This is a genomic window from uncultured Legionella sp., assembly GCF_937871865.1.
GTDB lineage: Bacteria > Pseudomonadota > Gammaproteobacteria > Legionellales > Legionellaceae > Legionella.
Genome location: NZ_CALMPD010000237.1, coordinates 1 through 22,087, shown reverse-complemented (window position 1 = coordinate 22,087; position 22,087 = coordinate 1). Strand labels below are relative to the sequence as shown.

Genomic DNA, 22,087 nt, shown 5'->3' with positions numbered 1-22,087 from the left:
AGAAAGATATATCTTCGATGAGCATATTCAATGGCTGGACAAAATTTCAAATAAAGACAAGTTGGTAGAAGCCATCAAGTGGTTTCAGTGGTATGAGGCACATGCATCCTTAGTTGACTTCCAGGCGTATTGGCGAGAAATCGCAAGGCTTGCATCCAATTACCGTACAGTTATTAACAATGATAGATATAAAGCTGCCTTTTTATGTTATGCTTTGGAACGAATCAATCTGGATCTGCGGCAGCTATCCCAAACAATGGCACCAGATTTGTTCGTCAGTCAATACATGGATCTGGCTGGAGGCATCGAGTGTTTTAGAGATATCGTTGAGCTTGCCTGGTCTTTGAATAATAACCAATTACCGCCACAATGCTCCCTAATAGCAACTAATGAAATGGCTATTATATTAGAAGCACGCCATGAATATAAACAGGCTGAATATCTATATAGACAAGCTTATACTCTTGATGCGAATCATCCGATTCATCAATATAATTTAGCCAATATTCTTTTGTTACAAAATAAAAATAAAACAGAGCGAATCAGTTTGTTTCTTGACGCAGCAAGGCAGGGATGTGAGGACTCAATTAAACTCTTGTTTAAAGTGCTTGTCATTGAAAGAGATGGCACTATTGATCAGTTAGAACAACTTAAAGATGTGTTTGAATCGTTTGATTTTGATTTTGGGTTAGATGTACCTACACCATCAACATTATTAATCAATATGATTATAATGACAATCTATCAACAGCTCACGAACAAAGAAATTATTAAATGGAGACCGTGTGAACGGGATGGAAAAAAATCTGTTGAAGCCATTTTTACTTTTGAGGAAGAAAACCTGGATATAGGAGCGTCTAGTTCCGAGAGCCCTGATAGTTCCTCTGTTGGGCCCTTTGCTAGCAGTAGCATTGAGGCCACTGGCCGCGATGAAATAACAGACACTAAAGAGAAAAATACAGCGGAGAGTACTTCGACTAATAGTTTTCGGTTATTTCAGCCAGTCAAAAAAGAAAACAAACCGTTTGATGCGAGAAAAGAGAGAGCGCTTTGCAAATTACATGATCTGAATAGCAAACCAGTTAAGAGTTTATGTTTAAAAGATCTTATTCAAGCTAAAAAAGCATACCAAACATTAATGGGTGAGAGTGGAGGAGTCGAACTTTCCCATAAAGGTAAGACCTCAGGTTCTCGGGCAAAGGTTGGTGACATGAATATGCATTTAACGCATGGTCGCGATCGTATGTCAATTGGCGCTCAAAGCGAAATTAAAGACACTATTCAAAGGTTCTGTTCGAGAATAGGTAAGATGTAAAGCCATGGCGTTCACTGTCATTAAGTTAAGAACAGTACATCATCCAGAGCCTGGCTAAGGATCTTCTGAGCCGAGGGAGAACCTTTGTCACTAGCCTCTCTGGATGACGGATAAAATCCTTGATATAGAAAAATTGACCTAAACATTTGAACTATTCACCGATTTCCCATTACTATTAATCAATACATTTTGGCATCAGGTTATAGGGAGATTATCTAATGATTACATTGTTTCAGTTTTATAGAGCCTGGGGATTGCCTAATATCAGTCCTTTTTGTATGAAATTAGAAACTTACTTGCGTATGACAAATATTCCTTATGAATGTAGGTTTGTAAATAATCCCCGGAAAAGCCCCAAAAGAAAATTGCCGTGTATTAAGCTTGATGGAACGTTGTATGCAGACAGCGAGCTCATTATTGATGAACTTAAAGTACGTTTTGGTGATGTGTTGGACAAAGAATTAACACCAGAACAAAGTGCACTAGCTGATCTTATTAATCTTGCCTTTTGTGAGCGTTTGTATTGGGTGGCCGTATATATGCGGTGGCAAGAGGATGCGGGGTGGAGTGTTTTAAAAGACACTATGTTTAGAAAATTACCGGCAGTTTCGCGATTATTTATACCAAATTTGGTCAGAAAAAGCATGTTGAAACAGCTGGATGCTCAAGGTATGGGAAGACATAATTCGCAGGAAGTGCTGCAGCTTGGTGTTAAAACACTGGATCACCTAGCTACTCTCCTGGCGGAGAACAAATATTTCTTAGGTGATAAACCAAGTAGTGTTGATGCAACCGCATTTGCTTTTTTTGCTACTACCGTCTGGAGCCCTCTTAATGATCCTTTGAAGCAGCATGTAGTACAAAAGCAGAATATATTGGCCTATTGTAACCGCATGTGGGATGAATATTATCCTGACCTGGCAAAGCCGGTGTTAAGAAAAATGTAGTATTAGCGCGACGTAATACACATTGCCATGAAGTTAAGAAAAGTACGTCAATACCGAGCATTACGAATCTCCTGAATCTCGGGGATCCTTCGTCGCTAGCTCCTCTGGATGACGGCCAAAATTCGATGATTAGAGCGCTGTCGCATTATGGTTTGGGAGCAGAAGAGCGAATAAAGGAAATCTCACCATGATATTCATATTCTTCTGGATTAAAATGTTCCAGAAATTCAACGCCATGTTCTTTACAGGTATGATTCAGAGCATCACATACGATAAGCTCTATAAGTTCTGCTATAGATAATGTTTTTCGCCGTTCAAGAGCATTGATTTGTACTGTTAAATCAACGATTTCCCGCTCACCCGAAGGGGTTGCAGGGAGTGCTTTTTTTCTCCTGTTAAATAAAGTAATAATTTCACCATCCAATTTTTTTAACTCTTCTTTATGACTTTCTTGTAATGATGTTTCTATCTGAGAAATGATAGCCTGGAGTTTTTCAGAATAAACGGTTAATAAACAAGCACATGCTTCAGCTATAAGGGCTATTTCAATTGGGTATGAAGAATGATGTTCTCCCATTTTTCGAAATTTCATCGCATTAATGCTGTGTTCAGCTATTTTGGAGTAACAATCTTTTTTGGAAATTTGAGGATGTCCAGGAGCTTTATCTTTAGGCATGATGAAATTCCATTTCACAGCTGTATATTTGTAGTATAGCAGTAAATTGATTTAAATATGTTCACTTTTTCATGAGTCGTTCAGTTTAATATAGTAGTTTTTACATAAATGAAACATGCTTATTGAACCTGTCAGGGCGAACAGGATTGGCGGTAATAGATTTAAATCAACTCGTGTTAATTCAAAAATAAGGATTACTGCAGTTATTGGCATTTTTTGAGCTGCACCAAGAAATGCTGCTGCTCCAATAAGTGCGAAGGCTTCAAAAGATGAGGTAGGCCAAAACATGGTCCATAACCCACCAAGAATTGCACCAAGCAATGCGCCATTAGCAAGGGAGGGGGTGAGTAATCCGCCTTGAGCACCTACTCTTAAACTTGACCATACGATAATGCACCTTAATACAAGCAGCGTCATACTTAAGCCAATACCTATTGAATAGTCAAATTCCAGTTGTGCTGGACTTTTTCCATTACCCAATAATACAGGGTAGTAAATGGCCAATACACCAATTAAGGTAAAATTAAGCAGACAGGAAAAAATCATTTGCCAGTTACGCCGAGCGTGATTACGAGCAAGGGTGGCAATATAGATAAACCAGAAAGCTGCTACACCAAAAACAGGGCCAGATACGATAGCCCAGAAGACTAATGAGTAACTGAGCTCCATATCTTTTATATGGTACAGTGGGGCACTGCCAAGCCCCCACCAGGAGACTACGGTGGCAATGGCAGAGGTTACAAGAGCTGGCAGCACTACTGACCAGCTAAAGGTACACAGCAATACTTCCAGTACAAATATTGCCCCACCAAAGGGGACGTTATATACTGCCGCCAAGCCAGCACCGGCACCGCAGGCTAGCATGATTTTTGTTTCAGTAATGCTTAATCCTGCTTTTTGGGAAAGCAGGGTAGCAAAAACAGCACTGACTTCTCGAGGAGCCACTTCGCGACCTAATGGTGAGCCTAGAGCGATAGTAATGATCTGAAGCAAAGCATGGAAGGTCGTGCTGATTACAGGCATGATTTTATTAGTTTTTAAGGCTTCAGCAATGCTGACCAGTGGTTTTCCCAACTGATATACTGCTGCCCAGCCAATTCCTGCGATAAGTCCACAGATAATCAAAACAATAACTCTTCGTTCAGAGGATGAGGTCCTGACTCCTTCGAGAAAGCTCTCATTGCTTATTATATGTAAGGGACTGTATCCATAAGCTATATGTTGTATGTAATGGAGGAACAGTGCCAGACTCATCCCTAAAAGGCCAGAGCTTATCCCTACTGCAATGGTGACAAGACAAAGTGTGATAAGGGGTGTTTTTTTATTGTCATCCTTGTTCATTGCTGTTTCCTGATAATTCTCTAAGCTTCGTTGGTCTTTTCGTTTAAAATGGAGCTTACACAAAAAATTAGGTACCAAACAATCTAGCACTGAATTGATTTCAATACTATTATTAAAATGGTTAACGTTGCTAAGTTTTTTGTTGCATTGTCTTGAGTATCTTAGCTTTATAGGGCTGTTTTTAATCACATTATGGTTTAATTTAAATTATCGCGATAGGAGTTTATCGTGGAGTCAACACCTAAGAATTCATCAGTTATCTTTTCCAAAGAGATAGATCACAATTTGGCAATGCTTCGATTGCAAGAGCGTTCCGCTCATAAATTACCGACAAAAGCATTGTGGTTGCTAAGAGAGAGTTCAGTTCCAGGATTGCTCACCGTGACTTATTTTAATGACAAGTTCAGGCAATTTTTCAATCAGCGGGTTGGATATGTAGAGGGAACATGGCGCTTCGCTCCTAAAGACAGGGAGGAGGCAATTCGTTTTGCAAGCACGGCTCAAGCTGCATTTAGTGATAAACTACCTGATGACAGTGCTAAACAACTTTTTGTTTTATTAGCAAAATTTGGTTTTAAGAACAAATCGCAACTAGTCCCTAATCCAATCGAGGCTACACGAACGCGACAATATTCCAGATACGTGCTTTTTACGTTTGAGGATGCAGAGGGCTCTGAGCATACAGAAGAATCCAAACAAACAAAAAGTCCAGGTTTAGGCTGATGGTGCTTTTTAGTTAATTTAAATTAAATAAGGGGTTGTTGACATGAGCAAGCGGTTAGGTCTGTCATGTCAACAGCTCTCTTTTTATGATAATGTTGCCTGTGTTTCTTGTTGTTTATCTAATTGTTCATTAACGACCTGTATTGATTTGCACTGATAAAAACCTAACCGTCCTAAAAAGGTCAATGGGCTTAATCTGTTGATGCTCATTGCTTTATTCAGTTCGGAGTCCTTATCCCTAAGTATGTCGCTTAGGTTTGCATCTTGTGGCAACTTGTCTACTGCATCAACGATTTTATTTAATTTGGTATCGCTATTCATCCAATAAGGATTCCAATATTGATCCTGACCTTGTTTTAAGCGAAGCAAGGAGTCAATCACTATGCGGCCTGCATCACCATGTTCTTCCAGCGAATTGATTGCACGATAGAATGATGGGATGGTTTGCCCTAGCGCGGTATAGCCTAAGCAAATATCATGAATGTTTGCACCATGTTTTACTCTGTAATATTCTACTTGTTCATGTTTGCCAATTGCCGCGAATGCTTTAGCAATGCTATCTACACTGGCGCCCTTGGCACGAAACTCTTCGGCTTTATCGGCGTTACCAGCCAACGCATATGCTTCACCAATACTGGTGAGCAGTTTTTGATAGTACACACTACGAATGGCATGCCTTGTTTCATTTACCTTATCAGAATCATCTTGATAATGACTGTATGCTTGGCTTTCAGGATGAAAATTTGACAGATATTCGTTCACTTTTTCATGGTTATTTGCAAAAGCATAACCTTGTAAAACGAAATGAATATTTGCATCATGTTCGGTTAAATATTCATCTACTTTTTTGTGATTACCAATGAAGGCATAGGTTAATGCGATATAGTCTACTTCTGCGTTGTATTCTGTACGATAAAAATCTACAAGCTCATCATTTCCAGCAATTACAAATCCCGCTGCGATTGGAGTGATGTTAGCACCTAACTGACGGGCTTGTTCAACTGAACGTGTTTTATTTCTTGAGGCGAGCTTTCCGGCCATGCTAAGAAATGGTGGGTTAGGATCTATGGCGTCCAAACTGATTGAGTAAAGTTTGGCACTTAATTGTTCTGGGCTTTCAGCAGTTAATGCAGCATTATAAAATAATTCAAACATAACGATCACCATAGTAAAAAAGAGTCTTATTGTACTATTTTGGCTCATAGAGATCAATTGTTTTTATATTTATTATAGAGGTGGTTAATGAGTTCTATTGCTATTTGATTGTATTAAGTATCTTGACAACACATTGCCTAAAAAGATAGCATATAATTTTGATTGCACCTAAATGTGTATTAATTGATGAATTGTAACCGACATTCTGCCGATAATTTTATTTATCAAAGCAACACTCTCTCTGTTGGAATGTTCTTATCGTCTATCAATTTTGTATCGCACGTCGTGGTGGTGGTTAGCTTTACCCATTCCTCAGCTCTGAGTCGGCTTATCACTTAAACTATCTGCCTCGCCTCAGGGCGGAGATTCTGGCAGATAACAAGGTTCTTTATCACAGTTTATTTCTATTAAAATGTAGATTTACTCTCTGTTTTTAAAGTTTATTTTTGTGCCAATCATTAATAATAATTAGTGACATTGCCCAAATCTGTACATCGGAGTCAGGAGTTATAGTGAACACATTTCTACAAAAATATCCATGGTTTGCAAAAGCATATCCTTGGATTATCTGGACTATTGCTGCAAGTTTCTTCTTTTACAAATACCTTATTCAGGTCTCGCCCAGTGTAATGACTGTTGATTTAATGAAAGCCTTTCAAGTTAATGCGGCAGGACTCGGTAACCTTTCTGCTTTTTATTTCTATTCTTATCTGATGATGCAGATCCCCGTCGGTATTTTATTAGATCGTTTTAGCCCTCGTATATTAACGACGATTGCTATATTTATTTGCAGCATCAGCACCTATCTCTTTTCTCATACTAACGTGCTTGGGCTGGCCTGTGTGAGTCGTGCTCTGATGGGGCTTGGGGCTGCATTTGCAGCGGTTTCTTGTTTTAAAATTGCCGCATTATGGTTTTCACCCAAGAGATTTGCTTTAGTTTCTGGAATGTTTATGACTGCTGCCATGCTTGGAGCTGTAGGCGGTCAGATGCCTCTGGCATTGTTAGTGCAAAATATAGGATGGCGCGCAGCACTGCAGGTGGTAAGCTTTCTAGGTATTATATTGGCGGTAGTATATTATTTAGTTTTACGTGACAAAAAATCTTCCACGCCCGCGCCTGTATCTAAAAATAAAGAGCCAATCATTCAGTTATTACGACAAATTATTACAAATAAACAAGCGTGGGCTCTTTCATTATATAGCGGTCTGGCTTTTGCTCCTGTTTCTGTTTTTGGTGGTTTATGGGGTGTTCCTTTTCTGGAAAAAGCGTATCATTTATCCCGAACTGATGCTGCACTGGCTATTTCGTTTATTTTTATTGGCTTTGCAGCAGGGGCGCCATTTTGGGGATGGTTTTCTGATTACATCCATAGAAGAAAACCGGTATTGTTTACAGGCACGTTTCTGGCACTGGTCTGCCTGCTCGTAGTTCTTTATAGTCCTAATCAATATGTATCTTCACTAAGTATTTTACTGTTTTGTTTTGGCTTTTGTGCCAGTGGCTTCTTTACCAGTTTTGCGATGATTCGAGAATTATTTCCTTTAATTCTGGTAGCCACCGTATTGGGTATTATGAACACCTTTAATGCTGTTTTTGAGGCTTTATTCGAACCTCTGGTAGGAGTGCTTCTGGACTGGAGTTGGGACGGGGCTATTCTGAATGGCACACATCAGTTCACACTGCATGGCTATTATAATGCGCTTTTGTTGCTGCCTGTCTCTATGATTATTGCCTTGTTTACCTTATTACTAATTGATGAGACCTATTGCAGGACGAAAGAAGAGCGAGAGTAAGGATTAAAAAAAGCGCACTTTAGGTGCGCTATTAGTTCGAAAGAGAATTTAGTGTAATTGCTGTTTGCTTTGTATTTCTTCAATAATAAAATTTAATTTTTCACTTATTGGCGTTTCACTGTTATTCAAGGCCTGGAGTAAGTGTTTCTGGGCTTTTTCTGGATTACTATGATTGAAGTAAATTGCTTCTGCAAGCTCGGTTAAGAAGCATTCAGGATTTAATTCTTTTGCTTTATTGATTAATAACTCTGCTTGAGGCAAGTCTTCGGTTAATGCGTGGATTAAAGCTAAACCTCCCCAAGCATCTGCTAGTTCGTCTATCAGTTCTGCTGCATTCTGGTAGGTTTCATGAGCTTCCGTAAGGTTATCGTTTAGCAGTTGACACCATGCCAGAGCAATATGACAATCATAAAAGTCAGGATAGATCTCGATTGCTTTTTTCAATGTTCTTTCAGCAGACGCCATATCTCCCTGAGTCATATAAGTATTTCCTAATGCAAACCACAGCCTGCTGTCCTGAGGACTGATTTGCAATAATGCTTCAATTTCGTCTACGCTTGTTTCCTGAGTCATTAAGCGGATCATGATGTTGACCAATTTTGCGTCATAATTTTCAGGATTTAATTCCAGGGCGCGTGAGCTGGATTCTTGGGCTAATTGCTCTTCATTCAAGTCAAGGTAGAGAAGGGATATTAAACCTAATGCTTCCGCATCATCAGGGTTATGTTCTAATACATGTTTTATCAGACTAATAGATTCTTCAATTGAATCCTGGCGATGAAGAATTCGAGCCATTAATAATTCTGCTTCTGGATAATGTTCCCCTTCAAGAATCGGGGATAATATGTCCCAGGCTTTATCCAAATCGTAGCTAATAAAATAAGTAAATCCAAGATTATATCGCAGAGCAGGAGTATCTACATGATTCAGCGCCTCAATGAAACAATCTTTCGCTTGAGAGAATTGTCCTTGATTTAGGTGGAATAACCCTTGATGTCCCAAGCATGCTTCACGATCAATTGAGTTTGCGGTTTCAAGATACTTTTGGGCTGATTCAAGATCATTGAGTTCAATGTACATGTCACTGATTTCAATTAATAAAGCCAAATTATTCTGATCTTGAGCCAGAAAGCCCAGATGTCTGTTCAGTTGTTCTTGTACTGCTTGCGTATCCATTTATGAATCCTTGTAAAAAGATTGGAAAATTTATGTGTTGAAATTTTGAAAGAGCTGTTTCTAATCAACATAACGAAATGTCAGTAGCTCTTTACGTCATCCTTTCTATAAAAAATGAACCTGGTATGGTCATTTAAATAGCAGACACTATAATTCTAAAGGGTAAAAAAGGCAAAATTTATATCTGTTTTTAAATTAAATAATGGTAAAAATAGTCAGAACTACTTAGTACATTCTATTTTTTCAGGGAGAAACCCATTATTGCCCATTAAATTCTGATTGTAGATAACGGAACATTTTACCGTTTTTGCGGGTAATGGCTGGGTAAGCTTAATAGCACTATGATTGTAATGACATACTAAATAAATCAGTTCCTGGGGTGAGAACTCCCATTTAGCCTGTTTTTTATTGCTAAACTCAGGCTTTAGGCTAGCCATTTTATCAGGATGGTCTGAATAAAAGGATACCGTGCTCAGATAATTGTTTTCTGATGTGTTGAGTACCTCCCATCCTTTGGGCGTTTCTTTGATATGTTCGACAGTACTTATGGTGTCAGGACAATGAGCAATATAAATTTCGGCTCTCAATAGCGCTGAAAAACCTAGAAAAAATAAACCTGCTAAAAGTCTATGAATACTCATATCTATTTACCTTAAGTTTTATTTCCAGCCTGTTTATGCTTTTTGGTAACTGGTGCTGTTCTGTTTAAAAACCCTGCGTGTTGTTGGCTTGGTCTTCATAATCACATTATTTACCAGCGGCTTTTCATATCACACGACGAAATGGAGAGTAACCATATTCCGCTCTTAATAACTCTAAAATTCGATATATATTAAGAGGGAGTAATAACGAGTGCAATATGAAAATAGGGAGCAAATGGCACCCAAATGCATAGAAAATAAACGCAATATTGCTACATATTGCAATGAGACGTAACGTCAAAATCCTTTTGACATAAAACGTAGCAAAGACCAAAGAAGAAGCAATATAGCCAATTAAATCAAATACTGATTCCATTATAACTCCACTCCACTTCAATTCCTTTTATTCAACATAGCACTGACTTAGTGCTTTTCGCAACTATTTTGGTCCTATCAATTTATTTAGATAATTTTTTGTATCAAATGAGTGCTCATTGTTTTTTTATTGGCTATGGTGTGGTTTAACGATACTATCCTGGTTAGATTCCAACCAGGATTACGCTATAGAGGTTTGTTTGATGGTTGTGAAGGGGCTGTCTTATCTAGCTCATCAGATTGGCTGACTTCTTTATAAGATAGAAAACTCCAAGCCCGAAGTGCTGTGATTATTTGCTGGTCTTCTTGTGCCGGTTTTTCTTCCTCCGTATTGCTAATTTCTTCCTCCGTATTGCTAATTTCTGGCGCAGTATTGGAGCCTAGTGACAAAACCCATTCAATGGGTTGCCATAGCAACGTTAGTAACTCGATAAACCAGTTAACTGCTGGTCCTTGTTCTTTCTTGATTTCATCGATAATAAAACGCTCAAGGGTTCCTGCACTAAAATAATTAATCTGTTTAAGGCAAAGAGAGAATGCCTGGTTTTTTTGCTCCAGAGTCAAATCAGTTTCTAGTATCGTTTTTTCAATTTGTTCGATCATCTCCGGGGTGCTATCCCAATGATTGTCTTGCAACTCTTCAGCAATAGCATTTTGCAGCAGAAAGATTTTTTTAGCTAAAGCAGCAGTGACAAACAGTGGGTTCTTCGAGTCTGTATTGATCAATGCCTGATCCAGTTTCTCAATACCTAAATAAAGCATGGCGATTAAGGCATTATCAAAAATTTTCGTTCTGCCATCAATAAATTTAAGGCTGTCGTTATATGCCGTTTTAATCGTTTGAGTTCTTTGTGTTTCAGTGGGAGATGTAGTTGTGGTGTCTATCTCACCAGTATTAAGATAAAGCATGTTTCCTAATTGATAGAAGATTTTTTCACGATTAAGTACCTTGGCGCATCCTTCAAAGAGGCGGCCTCCTAGAATATCAGTAATTATTGAATCCATGAAAGAATACATTCCACTTACTGCTTCTATGCTGTGAGTTGCAACTTTATTGATGCGTGCTGCAAATTTAGCTCCTGTTTCAGCTTTAGCACATAAAATTTCCTCTGGTTTTAAACCCACATTTTCCAGTGCCTTTGTAGGCATATTATTTTTTATCCCGCCATCAGCAATTGAGTGTCCCTCTTCATTCTTAACTGGTTTAAACAGGATTGGATGAGCTCCTGATTGTTGTACTTTTTCTGCAATTGATGATTCACAACCAAGATCTTCACTATAAGTTTCCATTTCCTGTTTTGTCTGATTGGTTGTAACTACTGATAAGTGTTTGATTAAGTGTTTTTGATCTTCAGGCAATAAATTTCTTAACCGAGTCAGATCTTTAAAGGTTATTTTGGGTGTTTCGATTACTGCCTCGTGCTGGTCTTTCATCTTTTTTGGGAGGTATGCTAAGGCGTTATCAAGCCTTTTCAGGTCTTCATTCGTGTTTGCAAGAGAAAGGAGGTCTTCAATTGTATTAATCTCTATACCCCGTGCTCTTAAAATTCGCTCATAAATTCTTATTTTTTGATTTATTATATGATATTCATTAAGCAACTCTGCTGATTTTGGCTCCTCCACCATGCTCATATGCTGTTTGATTTGTAATATATATAACAATTCAAATACATTGCGCACTCGGGTTCCTTCTGCGCGTGACAGTAGATTCTTGTTATCAAGAAGTTTTGTTATATCTAACTGAGTCGATATTTTTAAGATGGTTTCCGCGCTCATACCCACAGCTAAAAAGCTCGATGTCATAGCTCCAGCTGAGGCTCCAGCTACATGAGTTAATTGTTTAATCAGCCCGCGCTCTTCCATTGCTTGAAACATACCTGCATATGCCAGACCTTTAGCTCCACCTCCGCTGATTACTAAACCTTTGGGGACTGGTGTATTAATTTCAAAACCATTTTTAGTTTCAATTAATGAACACATTTGTTGTTTCAGATGGCGCTTTTTGGACATGATTTGTCTTCTTTGTTTGTTACTTGTAATTAGTGTAGCAAATTAATCTTAAGGTGCCCTTAAGGAAAGGAAATAATGTCAAAATATTCTTGTACCGATGTGGAGGGGCTCGATGGTATGTGGCTTAATAGCAATTAGAAGATGGGTTAAGACCTTTTTGCATAAGTGTTCGGGGAAATAGGCGAAAAAACTGGCATTATAAATCTGTACTCAGAACACGATTAAATTGTGTACAAAAAATAATTTAGAGTGGTTTCCTGCTAGTTCATCTTTGGCAGACAGCTCTCTAATGACGAAATCTTGTCTTGTTGACGTCGAATTTCTTGTTCAATGCAGCTTAATCCTTCTTTTATTATTTGTTGAGGATTCTCTTGGAACTCAAGACTATTAATACCTTTAAAAAAGCGTAAGGCTGGGCTATGTGTTTTATTGGGTGTTTCAAGTTCCATCGTTAATGTTTTTCGAGCATCTTCAAGCATGTTAATTTTAGTAGTTTTAAATCCTATTTTTTTTTCAATAAAAGTATAACTTGAACCTGGATTTCCCTGAGTGGTCAACTGAGCTATTTGTTCTTCCAAATCTGCAATTGCATCTTGATTATTAATATAGCCCAGAAGCGACTCATCGTATTTGTCTATGTAATGGCTTAATTTGGCAAGCAGGTTGTTAAAACTTTCTAATTCTTCAGGTTTAAAATCTGGCGACCAACTGTCGTGTTTGTAAGTCACCCTGAGTAGTTGATCTATAACGTATCGATCATTTTCCAGGGTCAATGCTGGTTTAGAGTAGTAGCGTGCAGTAATATCAAATCCCAGATGTTGGGCAACGTTTTCGATAAATTTTTTGCAGGGGGGAACAATAACATGCTTGATTAAGAAAAACAGATTAATGGCTACTGCCATTAGGTTGATAACGGTCAATGATGAAATAATCGATATACTTGCAAGTGGTGGGCACAAAAAATAAGCAAGTGTTAAAAACGCAGTCAGTGAGGTGGTGGTCACGAACAATTCTGTTTTACTCATCTGCTGTGTATAAATTCGATATGCAAAATTGGTCAGATAGCCAAGACTCAAAGAAAGGTTGGCCACTATCAAAATAATTTCTTTCGAAAAAAGGCTGGTAGTAATTAGCGCTGGAGTAAAAAACATAGTAATGATCATGGGCATTACACTGGTTAATCCCCTGGAGGTTTTATTAAAGATATCTCCAAATTCTTTCTCTCTATCGCGATTGCGACCAAATGATGCTTTATTTAATGTTAAGTACATGATTGATTATCATTCTCGTTTATTAGAATGGCCACTTTATTAGCGGCATGAATAATTAGGTTAATATCATACCATTTTTTTCTCAATCTCGATGATCTGGACTAATTGTGCGCCACAAGGAAAATAAATGCGCATTAGGTGCTCAACTCTTACTGATTAGCTTAATACTGATTTCAAGGTATCCAAGTTGATATTCGCCCCACTCAAAACGACAACGACATTTTTTCCTGTGAATTGTTGCGCATTTTTTATTAATGAGGCCAATGCAACACCAGAGGCTCCTTCGACCAAAAGATGTTGTGTTTTAATCAGGGTGTTAATGGCATTTTTAATTTCCAACTCTGAAACAAGGATATAATCATCTACCCATTGTTTACACAGGGAAAAAGTAATGGCGTCCAGTTCTACGCCTCCGGCAGTCGCATCAGATAGGGTAGGTAATATGTCCATTTCGATGATAGTGCCTGCGTTAATTGATTCTGCCATCACAGGAGAACGTTCTGGTAAACAACCGATGACTTTGGTTTGTGGCGATACCGACTTAATATATTGTGCAATGCCTGAAATTAATCCACCACCGCCAACAGGAACTAAAATCACATCAATTTGTTGCAATTGCTGTGAAAGCTCCAGAGCTAGAGTACCTTGGCCTGCAATAACCTGTTCATTATTATAAGGTGAGATATAAATCATCTGGTGCTGTTTTGCGTATGCCAAAGCATGGAGTTCTGCCTGGACGCAATCAGTTCCATAAAATTCAAGAGGTACTCCGTAATTGTGAATATTCTCTACTTTTGTTGAAGAAGTATTTTCTGGCACAAAGATAATTCCGGGAATATTTAATGTATTTAATCCAAAGGCAACTGCTGCTCCATGATTTCCTGATGAGGCAGTTACGACACCTTGTTTTTTTTGTTCTGGTGTCAGGGAAAGTAACGTATTTAGAGCACCTCTAACTTTAAAGGAGCCTGTAAACTGTAAATTTTCACATTTTAAATAACAATTAGTGTTTGTGATTCTACTTATAGGCAAGGAATAATCTAAAGGTGTTTCACGAATATAGGAACTGATTCGTTGCTTTGCTGCATATACCTCATTTTTAAAATCTGACATTCTGCATTCCTGTAAATTTAGCTTAATGGCCTCATGCTCTATTCTTTTCAGCATGGTGCTGTTTTAAAGAACTTTAGTAAAAAAATCAAGAAAAGCACGAATTTTCGGTAGCTCAAAATCATAAGTGCGGTAAAACATAAAAATATCATAGTGTCTGAAATTGTATTGAGGTAATAATTGAATTAATTCACCACTGTTTAACCAGGATCGTACCAGGCTGTCACCAGTGAGAAACATACCAATACCCGCCAGACAAGCCTTATTTAATGCATCAAAATTATTCATATATAAAGTAGGTTTGGCGCAATGTATTTGTCCTCCATTAGCTAAAGGTAAAAAATGCGCAGGCTTACGTAAGGTATGAGAAATAATTTTAAAGTCTGGTAGTTCTTCTGCTGTTTCGGGTTTACCGTATTGAGCAACAAATTCTTTTGAGGCACAGAGTATGTTGTTCACTGCATGCATTTTACGGTATTTCAAGTGCTCTGTTACAGGAGGAATCAAAGGAAAACCCACCATAATATCAATATCTGGTCGCGCTAAAGCATCATCTTCTTCTGAAAAAATCACGTCCAGTTCCAACATGGGAAATGCAGACATAAAATGTTCTAAATGATTCAACACCCAGTCTTTGGCGGTAATTGTAGAGACTAATATTTTTAGCTCTCCTTGAGGGAGATTTCGGTTGGACTCAATAAATTGATTTACTGAATCAATCTGGTGTTCTATATTTTTGCATTTTTGATAAAACAAACTGCCAAATTCTGTTAATTGGACCGTACGAGTATTTCTGAGAAACAGCTGCTCGCCAATGGCCTGTTCCAGGTTTTTCACATGTTTACTTACTGCTGTTGGAGTTAAATGCAGGCTTTGGGCTGCTGATGAAAAACTGGATAATTCCGCAACGCGGATAAAACAAAGTACCTGGGCGCGATTATAAAAATGCATAAGGCTCCTTAATTATAAACTTATAGTTCATAGTATATGAATTTTATTTCGATTCACAACTTTTGGGGATGATTGTACACTTGCTTATAAGTAATCAAAAAGGAACACATTATGAACATTCGTACTGTAACTTATGAATATCATCACACAGGCATACCTACTAACGACGTGAAAGAAGGAGAAAAATACAGTTCTACTTTTAAAATGTATACCAGTGGTGGGCAGGACAGTGAATTTAGAGTTCAGTACCACCGTTTTGAGGAGGATTGTCCTTTGCATCCACTGATAAAGACAAGACCTCACATAGCTTTTAAGGTAAATGATTTGGAGTTGGCAATTAAAGGGAAAGAAGTCATTTTAGAACCCTATGAGCCCTTTTGCGGCTTTAAGGTGGCTATGATTGCTGAGGATGGGGTACCTATTGAATTTATCGAGACTGCCTTAAGTGAAGAAGAAATATGGTACGGCAGGCATGATAACTCAGTTATCTATCTTGAAAATAATGAATAAATTACGGATGAATTTCGAGGTAATTAGCAATTCATCCCCAATATCCAGATACCGTGCTTTTGCACGGTATCTCATTAACATCCAAATCAATTAAAACTTCCTACTAAAGCCTGTGTGATTAAGGCCCATCCATCGATCAGCACGAAGAGTAAAATTTTGACCGGTAATGAAATGCTGGTGGGGGGCATCATCATCATTCCCATAGTCATCAAGATACCAGACACTATCAGATCAACAAGTAAAAACGGTAAGAAAATCATAAAGCCGATTTGAAAGGCGGTTTGTAATTCGCTTAATAAAAATGCCGGGACTAGTTGGTACAATTTTATGTCAGCAGCTGAGTTGGGTAGTGGTTCTTTTGCCAGTTGGAGAATAACCTGCAAATCTTTTTCTCTGGTTTGTTTTATCATAAATTGTTTCAGAGGGACTGTTGCTTTATCAATAGCCGCTTCTGTTGTAATTTGATGTGCCTCATAAGGTTGATAGGCATCTGTATAGATGGTTTTAGCTACAGGCATCATGGTAAATAATGTGAGAAATAAGGAGAGGCTGATAATCACCGTGTTTGGGGGCGTTTGTTGTAATCCCAGAGCGGTTCGCAACATGGATAAAACGACAACAATACGAGTAAAAGACGAGAGCATAATTAAAATACTAGGAGCAAGGCTCAGCACCGTAAGCAAGGCAAAAGCTTGAAGGGCTGGTGAGACATTATCCTGATCCAATTGAATAAAGCCAAAATTGCTTCCTGCTGCATGATGCGACATGGGTAAGAAGAGTAGTAATAGGCCAAGAATAATGGAATATATCCTGCTTAAAGCGAACCGTTGACGTTCACCTGATAGAATCGTCGAGGCCCATGATGTAACATGGGCTACTCTAGGATTCATGAGATAATCCAGTCTGATGTAGAGGGTGAATGGCCAAAGCATTTTGATTATCCGCCAATAGAAATTGCTTCCCTTGATAGTGAATAACGTATACTTTGGTTTTATGATGAATGCTTATTCGCTCAATTACCTTACATTTTTGCTCAGTAGCCCCCGTCCTTTTAGAGTATTTAGCAAGAACAATTATAGATATTAATAATAAAATGAGAACCAATCCATAAGAATACCAATGTGGATTGGAGATCAGTTCTTTTTTAAATACTAAATCTTCTTTTGCAAATAAAGGATTTACCCATAATGCCAACATAAAAAAAATAAATCGGTACATCAACAAGAAACCTCTGTAATCTGAATGGCGAAATGCTCTTCATAACTCATCAGTTCACCTTTAGCGATCACTTTGTCATTCAATACGAGCTCCACCGGTTCATTGGTTTTTTGATTAAGATGCAGTGCCTGTCCTGATTTAAGCTCTCTTAACTCAGCAATGGTCATACTCAAAGTGCCTATGCGTATGCTGCATTCGACTTCAATAGCACCGACAAGATTTAAATAATTATGATTAATCAGTTGTTCTTCTTGTTGTTCATGTTGTTCTGCAAGGAGTATTTTTTTTACAACAGTATTCATGGAAACCTCTTTAAAATTATGGATTTATATTGAGATGACTGACCCAGTTCGGCCTGCGCAATTACCTCGTCTTGTTGTTTTAAACATAATGGTGAATTAATTGGATGATCTGTTGCTATGACATCTCCTGCTTTTAGTGAAACTAATTGTTGCAAGGGCAGAGTGATTGAGCCCAGTTCCAAACTTAAGGACAAACGATGTTTTGCTACAGCATCATCCAGGCTTTTTAAATCATTGGGGCAGGTGTGAGAGTGGGGGAGATTTTGGTAGACCCAATCTGGATGGAGAACAATCGTAGCATGATCTGTAAGGGTATGCAGGGAGAGGAGCAGGCTTGTTGAGCCACGATAGAACCAATCCTGAGTTGAGCGTGATTCCGTTGCTATAGTAGCGTGTTCTGTTTTAAGTATCAGATTCAATAATATTAAAATCAATTCTTGGCTTACTGCATTTAAGCATGGCTTATTTATGCCAAACAAAGCCTGATTAATTACTTCTATATAATTTTTATTGATACTGGCCAGTGGTGTATCATCCAAACTAACTAGATACTGCTCTTCGGGAAAGTACTCTTTGGGAGGCAAATTCAACTCCATAGTTAATGGAGTTAAAGAGTAGGTGCTATTCCAATAATCCAACAGTTCCTGAATAGGTAGAGACAGTTGTTTCAGCTCATGTGAATTTATTAATCTATAAGGCTTCATTATCTTGACTCCAACTCTTCTAATAATTGTTTGTCAATATCCATTATTTGAGAACAAGCCTGAAACATGCGTTGCAAAATGACGATGTTGGCAAACTCAGTAGTTGAGTCTACATTTGAGGATTCCAGTTGTTTGGATTTGATACTGCCAAACCCATCTTTATTGGCACGACCAATGTGTCTTCCTTTATCACTTTTAGCCCGAAATAAACTGTCATGATTCTGGACCAAGGTATGTTCCATCTCATCAAAACGAGCAAGACCCACATGAATGCCAGTAATGGCCTGGCCATTATCATAGTTATAGGAAATTTGTCCGTTCTCATCGAATGAAAAGCTGATTTGTTTCCCTTCGCCATAGCCATCATTTTGTTTTACTTCTATCTTGGTTCCTTCTGGATTTAGTTTGGATTCTTTCAGCTGCACTGAGCTGTCAGCCCCTTCTTTATAGTTGCCGAACTGGAATTTTACCTCTTGATTACCATTTAATTTAAGTTTGATAGCACAATTCTCAATCTTGGCTCCTTTATCAATGCCGTTAAAAATAATTTGTTGCTTTTGGGGTAAATCAATCGGAACACCATCATAGAGTACCTTAATTAAATCCCAACTATCACCGTTATCGTTGATATTGGTACTATCATTATTAACCACTACTCGCGTTGATTCAAATTCCATGCTTATTTCATGCGCTCTTCCCTGGGCATCATACACTTTAGCCACAGAAAAGGTTATGTTCTGATATTTGTTTTTCATCGGGGTAGGGTCTTTTTGTTGGTCATCTGTTTTTTCTTTAAGAATGAATTGACCCTTTAGAAAAATTTCGTGACTGGCTTTGCCTTGAGAGGTTTTAGGCCCTTTTTCATGGATAGCTACCAAATTGCCGGCTTCATTATATCCTTGTACTTCTCCACCACTATGCCTGTCGATTAGTATCCCATCAGCATTAAAACCAAACTGGCCATCTCGGGTATATTGTAATTCACCAGTTTTTAGGCGGATGACAAAAAAACCTTGCCCCACAATAGCTAAATCAGAGGGGCTGCTGGTCTCTAGGTATTTTCCTTCGCTGAAATTAGTACTGCTGCCGCCAATACAGACGCCTGCTCCCAAACTGTCTTCTCCATTGCTGTTGCCTAAAGAGGAGTAAAAGACATCGGTGCGTTTAAATCCCGGACTTTGCATGTTGGCAACATTATTTGAAGTATTTTGTAAACCATAACTGGCTGCAATCATTCCTGATAAACTGGTGTAATAGGTGTTCGTCATTTTTTAACCCCTTACTTCTCTAATATCGAGCAACGATACCTTAGGGATTTCTCCATTATTCATAGTCACTGAAATTTTGGGCGGCTCATTGTCATAAAACTCTATTTTTGAGACCACGCCTTCACCCTCAATATTTTTTACGCGAACCTTTTTACCTAACAACGCAAGGCTTTGGTTCCCACTGGTCATGCCCAGTAGTCGCGTTAAATATTCATTGGTTGTTCGCGCTTCCTGGAGGGATGAAAACTGGGCCATCTGAGCCATAAACTCACGGTTATCCACGGGTTTTAAAGGATCTTGATAGGTTAGTTCCTGCATGAATAATTTGAGATAATCTGCCTGGTTTACTCCTGCGCTACCCACGGGGTCAGTCATTTTTTTACTCCATTAATAATTAGCTGCTTTAAAGACAAGCCTTTATGCTTCAGGTTGAGATGGATCATTTCTCTGAGTTCCTGTTCTTCAAGGCGATTTAATTCTTGTGTATTGAGTGATAATTCCACTTCATCGTTTTCAATGAACAGATGATGATTTTTAACTATTGTTTGCGAGATTCTGGATTGAATAGCATGTGCTTCTATTGTTTTAAGCGATTCTACGGTTTGAGGTTGTGCTTGGGATGTCATCATAGCGATTGATTGCTGATCTTGTTCTTTAATGTGTGATGAATAATCTTCTGGCCGGGAAAGTAAACAGTTCTCTACCTTATTAGTCAGAGCAGATGCTTCATCAGTAGTGATTACTAATAATTGATTCTCATCAGAATGGGGGAACAACAGATGACTATCGCAGACAAGTGTATCTTTGGCGAACGGTGATTTCTGAGGCTTAGCTTCTAAAATATGCTGTTCAAATCTCAAGCTGGATTTTTGTAATTGTCCTTGATGCTGCCAATAATATTCATCCCCAGTATTTGATCCTGAAGGAGTATGTATCAAGTGCTCAAATTCTGTTTCATCCCTTTGATTATTTGAATAACCAGTTAAGTTCTGGGTGCTAAAGGGCAAGTTCCCTTGCTCATTTATTTTCATTGGCTCTTCCTGTTTTGTAATACCCATTCATCAAGCGCTTGTTCCTGTATCTTGAGTAATTGTTCTTTATGGGTTTGTTGCTCGCGTTCTATATATTGTTCCAGCATTTTTAGTTCGATTTTTATGCGTTGCAGTTTGCCTGTTAATTTCGCGATTAATTCTTGGTGGTTTTTTAAAATGATCAGTAATTCATCTTTCCTGTCTTGTTGCTGAGTCAGGAAATTCAGTTTATTGATTTCTAATTCGGGATTAATAATGAGCGGAGAAATGTAATATTGTTCTATATTTTGCTCCAGCTCTTTTATCTCTTTCATGACGATAAGGGATTCTTGTTCAGCAGCTTGTAAATGGGTTGCAAGTTCGTTATTTTGCCAGGTTAATCGAGTCATTAATGCGCTAAGCGATTGATTCATTCTAGAATTTCCTTAAAACTATGGATGAGCTCAGTAAAAGATAACGGCTCCGTTGTATCTTGGGTTAATAGCTGATTTATCGAGCTGATACGATTCACTGCATGATCTAGCTGAGCATTGTTTCCAGATTTATATGCCCCAACTTCAATCAAATCTTTGTTTTGCTGATAGATGCTCAGGATTGAAATAATGTGTTGTACGGTTTTTTGTTCTTCTTTTGAGAGTAGCTGTTGCGATAATCGTGAAACACTATGCAAGACAGAGATGGCGGGATAATGCCCACGCTGCGCCAGCTCTCTTTTTAAAACAATATGACCATCCAATAAGGCACGCATATGATCGGCAAGTGGTTCATTAAAATCATCTCCTTCAACCAATACCGTATAAATTGAGCTGATACTGCCTGCGTGTTTAAAATTTCCAGTACGCTCAATAATTCCTGGTAGGAGAGCGAATACACTGGGCGTGTATCCTCGGGCTGTTGGAGGTTCTCCCAGACTTAAACCAATTTCTCTTTGTGCCATGGCAAAACGGGTAATCGAGTCCATAAATAACATGACATTGTTTCCTTGCTGGCAAAAATATTCAGCAAGAGTGGTCGCGGTATAGGCCGCTTGCCTGCGCATTAATGCAGACTCATCACTGCAGGCAACCACGATTATTGATTTATCAAGTGTGGTTTGGTTTAAATGATTACTGATAAATTCATTGACTTCGCGCCCTCGTTCCCCAATTAAGGCAATAATATTAATATCGCTGTCGATGCGTTGCACTATGTTAGACAGCAATGTAGTTTTACCGACACCACTACCTGAAAAAATACCTATCCTTTGACCTTTACCAAAAGGTAACAGGCTGTCTATAGCATGAATTCCTGTATGCAGTCGTTCTGTAATCGATTCTCGTTTGAATGGATTTATTTTCTGATTTTTAGTTTGAATCGCTTCTTTATTCATAGAAACACTTGGCTTATCGATGGGGTTGGCAAATGCATCTACGGTGTGCCCGAGAAGGGCAGGGGAAACATTTATAGTCAATGGGTGGCCTGTTGCCCTTACTTTGTAACCCATACGAATTGAAATCGTATCATAAGGCATGAGATAGACCTTTCCATCAGCAAAGCCTATTACTTCGGCTTTTCCTAGAATTTTTTG

Annotated in this window: 23 protein-coding genes; 5 read left to right on the top strand and 18 right to left on the bottom strand. The window is 38.4% G+C overall.

Annotation, left to right across the window (positions count from 1 at the left end; translation table 11 throughout):
* On the top strand, positions 1-1,315 hold a 1,315-nt coding region (locus Q0495_RS12610), incomplete at its 5' end, for a hypothetical protein (protein ID WP_298626901.1).
* 218 nt (positions 1,316-1,533) lie between these two features.
* Positions 1,534-2,262: a glutathione S-transferase family protein gene (locus Q0495_RS12605; protein WP_298626899.1), complete on the top strand. Its 729-nt coding sequence runs from the start codon at positions 1,534-1,536 to the stop codon at positions 2,260-2,262.
* Between the two features lie 145 nt (positions 2,263-2,407).
* Here Q0495_RS12605 and Q0495_RS12600 read toward each other — a convergent pair whose 3' ends face one another.
* Together Q0495_RS12600 and Q0495_RS12595 are read right to left on the bottom strand one after the other, a co-directional pair.
* Positions 2,408-2,938 carry a hypothetical protein gene (locus Q0495_RS12600; RefSeq protein WP_298626897.1) on the bottom strand — a complete coding sequence of 177 codons (531 nt, stop codon included), beginning with the start codon at positions 2,936-2,938 and terminating at the stop codon, positions 2,408-2,410.
* Between the two features lie 69 nt (positions 2,939-3,007).
* Entirely contained in the window at positions 3,008-4,279 is a 1,272-nt protein-coding gene (locus Q0495_RS12595; RefSeq protein WP_298626895.1) for a chloride channel protein, read from the bottom strand.
* A 228-nt stretch (positions 4,280-4,507) separates the two neighbouring features.
* Here Q0495_RS12595 and Q0495_RS12590 point away from each other — a divergent pair, with 228 nt between their 5' ends.
* Positions 4,508-5,002 carry a hypothetical protein gene (locus tag Q0495_RS12590; RefSeq protein ID WP_298626893.1) on the top strand — a complete coding sequence of 165 codons (495 nt, stop codon included), beginning with the start codon at positions 4,508-4,510 and terminating at the stop codon, positions 5,000-5,002.
* Between the two features lie 84 nt (positions 5,003-5,086).
* Here Q0495_RS12590 and Q0495_RS12585 read toward each other — a convergent pair whose 3' ends face one another.
* Complete coding sequence (locus Q0495_RS12585) at positions 5,087-6,157, bottom strand: hypothetical protein (protein WP_298626891.1); 1,071 nt, start codon at positions 6,155-6,157, stop codon at positions 5,087-5,089.
* 512 nt (positions 6,158-6,669) lie between these two features.
* Here Q0495_RS12585 and Q0495_RS12580 point away from each other — a divergent pair.
* Positions 6,670-7,953, top strand: coding sequence for an MFS transporter (locus Q0495_RS12580; protein ID WP_298626889.1), 1,284 nt, complete (start codon positions 6,670-6,672; stop codon positions 7,951-7,953).
* Between the two features lie 48 nt (positions 7,954-8,001).
* On the opposite strand, the gene Q0495_RS12575 is transcribed toward Q0495_RS12580, so the two are convergent.
* The 6 genes from Q0495_RS12575 to Q0495_RS12550 all read right to left on the bottom strand — a co-directional run bounded on the left by Q0495_RS12575 (position 8,002) and on the right by Q0495_RS12550 (position 15,487).
* Positions 8,002-9,129 (bottom strand): tetratricopeptide repeat protein, encoded by a 1,128-nt coding sequence (locus Q0495_RS12575; protein WP_298626887.1) that lies wholly within the window; start codon positions 9,127-9,129, stop codon positions 8,002-8,004.
* Between the two features lie 221 nt (positions 9,130-9,350).
* On the bottom strand, positions 9,351-9,770 hold the full coding sequence (locus Q0495_RS12570; RefSeq protein ID WP_298626885.1) for an STY0301 family protein: 420 nt from the start codon (positions 9,768-9,770) through the stop codon (positions 9,351-9,353).
* Positions 9,771-10,331: 561 nt separating this feature from the next.
* Complete coding sequence (locus Q0495_RS12565) at positions 10,332-12,155, bottom strand: patatin-like phospholipase family protein (RefSeq protein ID WP_298626884.1); 1,824 nt, start codon at positions 12,153-12,155, stop codon at positions 10,332-10,334.
* Between the two features lie 260 nt (positions 12,156-12,415).
* Positions 12,416-13,426 carry a hypothetical protein gene (locus tag Q0495_RS12560; RefSeq protein WP_298626883.1) on the bottom strand — a complete coding sequence of 337 codons (1,011 nt, stop codon included), beginning with the start codon at positions 13,424-13,426 and terminating at the stop codon, positions 12,416-12,418.
* Between the two features lie 156 nt (positions 13,427-13,582).
* A complete protein-coding gene (locus Q0495_RS12555; protein ID WP_298626881.1) occupies positions 13,583-14,539 on the bottom strand; it encodes a threonine/serine dehydratase in 957 nt (318 codons plus the stop codon).
* A 63-nt stretch (positions 14,540-14,602) separates the two neighbouring features.
* Positions 14,603-15,487 carry a LysR family transcriptional regulator gene (locus Q0495_RS12550; protein WP_298626879.1) on the bottom strand — a complete coding sequence of 295 codons (885 nt, stop codon included), beginning with the start codon at positions 15,485-15,487 and terminating at the stop codon, positions 14,603-14,605.
* Between the two features lie 111 nt (positions 15,488-15,598).
* On the opposite strand from Q0495_RS12550, the gene Q0495_RS12545 reads away from it, so the two are divergent.
* Entirely contained in the window at positions 15,599-15,997 is a 399-nt protein-coding gene (locus tag Q0495_RS12545; protein WP_298626877.1) for a hypothetical protein, read from the top strand.
* 86 nt (positions 15,998-16,083) lie between these two features.
* On the opposite strand, the gene fliP is transcribed toward Q0495_RS12545, so the two are convergent.
* The 9 genes from fliP to Q0495_RS12500 form a co-directional block, all read right to left on the bottom strand.
* Positions 16,084-16,887 carry a flagellar type III secretion system pore protein FliP gene (fliP, locus tag Q0495_RS12540; RefSeq protein ID WP_298626875.1) on the bottom strand — a complete coding sequence of 268 codons (804 nt, stop codon included), beginning with the start codon at positions 16,885-16,887 and terminating at the stop codon, positions 16,084-16,086.
* Positions 16,877-17,215, bottom strand: coding sequence for a hypothetical protein (locus tag Q0495_RS12535; RefSeq protein ID WP_298626873.1), 339 nt, complete (start codon positions 17,213-17,215; stop codon positions 16,877-16,879). The genes fliP and Q0495_RS12535 overlap by 11 nt, the downstream gene beginning before the upstream one ends.
* Positions 17,215-17,517 carry a FliM/FliN family flagellar motor switch protein gene (locus tag Q0495_RS12530; RefSeq protein ID WP_298626871.1) on the bottom strand — a complete coding sequence of 101 codons (303 nt, stop codon included), beginning with the start codon at positions 17,515-17,517 and terminating at the stop codon, positions 17,215-17,217. Before Q0495_RS12530 ends, Q0495_RS12535 begins: the two co-directional genes overlap by 1 nt.
* Positions 17,514-18,221 carry a FliM/FliN family flagellar motor C-terminal domain-containing protein gene (locus Q0495_RS12525; protein WP_298626870.1) on the bottom strand — a complete coding sequence of 236 codons (708 nt, stop codon included), beginning with the start codon at positions 18,219-18,221 and terminating at the stop codon, positions 17,514-17,516. The genes Q0495_RS12530 and Q0495_RS12525 overlap by 4 nt, the downstream gene beginning before the upstream one ends.
* Complete coding sequence (locus Q0495_RS12520) at positions 18,221-19,489, bottom strand: flagellar hook-basal body complex protein (RefSeq protein ID WP_298626869.1); 1,269 nt, start codon at positions 19,487-19,489, stop codon at positions 18,221-18,223. Before Q0495_RS12520 ends, Q0495_RS12525 begins: the two co-directional genes overlap by 1 nt.
* A gap of 3 nt (positions 19,490-19,492) precedes the next feature.
* Positions 19,493-19,864, bottom strand: a complete 372-nt coding sequence (locus Q0495_RS12515; RefSeq protein WP_298626868.1) for a flagellar hook capping FlgD N-terminal domain-containing protein — start codon at positions 19,862-19,864, stop codon at positions 19,493-19,495.
* Positions 19,861-20,520 carry a hypothetical protein gene (locus tag Q0495_RS12510; protein WP_298626866.1) on the bottom strand — a complete coding sequence of 220 codons (660 nt, stop codon included), beginning with the start codon at positions 20,518-20,520 and terminating at the stop codon, positions 19,861-19,863. Before Q0495_RS12510 ends, Q0495_RS12515 begins: the two co-directional genes overlap by 4 nt.
* Complete coding sequence (locus tag Q0495_RS12505) at positions 20,517-20,933, bottom strand: hypothetical protein (RefSeq protein WP_298626864.1); 417 nt, start codon at positions 20,931-20,933, stop codon at positions 20,517-20,519. The genes Q0495_RS12510 and Q0495_RS12505 overlap by 4 nt, the downstream gene beginning before the upstream one ends.
* The coding region (locus Q0495_RS12500) for a FliI/YscN family ATPase (protein WP_298626863.1) at positions 20,930-22,087 on the bottom strand (1,158 nt) is incomplete at its 5' end. The genes Q0495_RS12500 and Q0495_RS12505, both read right to left, overlap by 4 nt.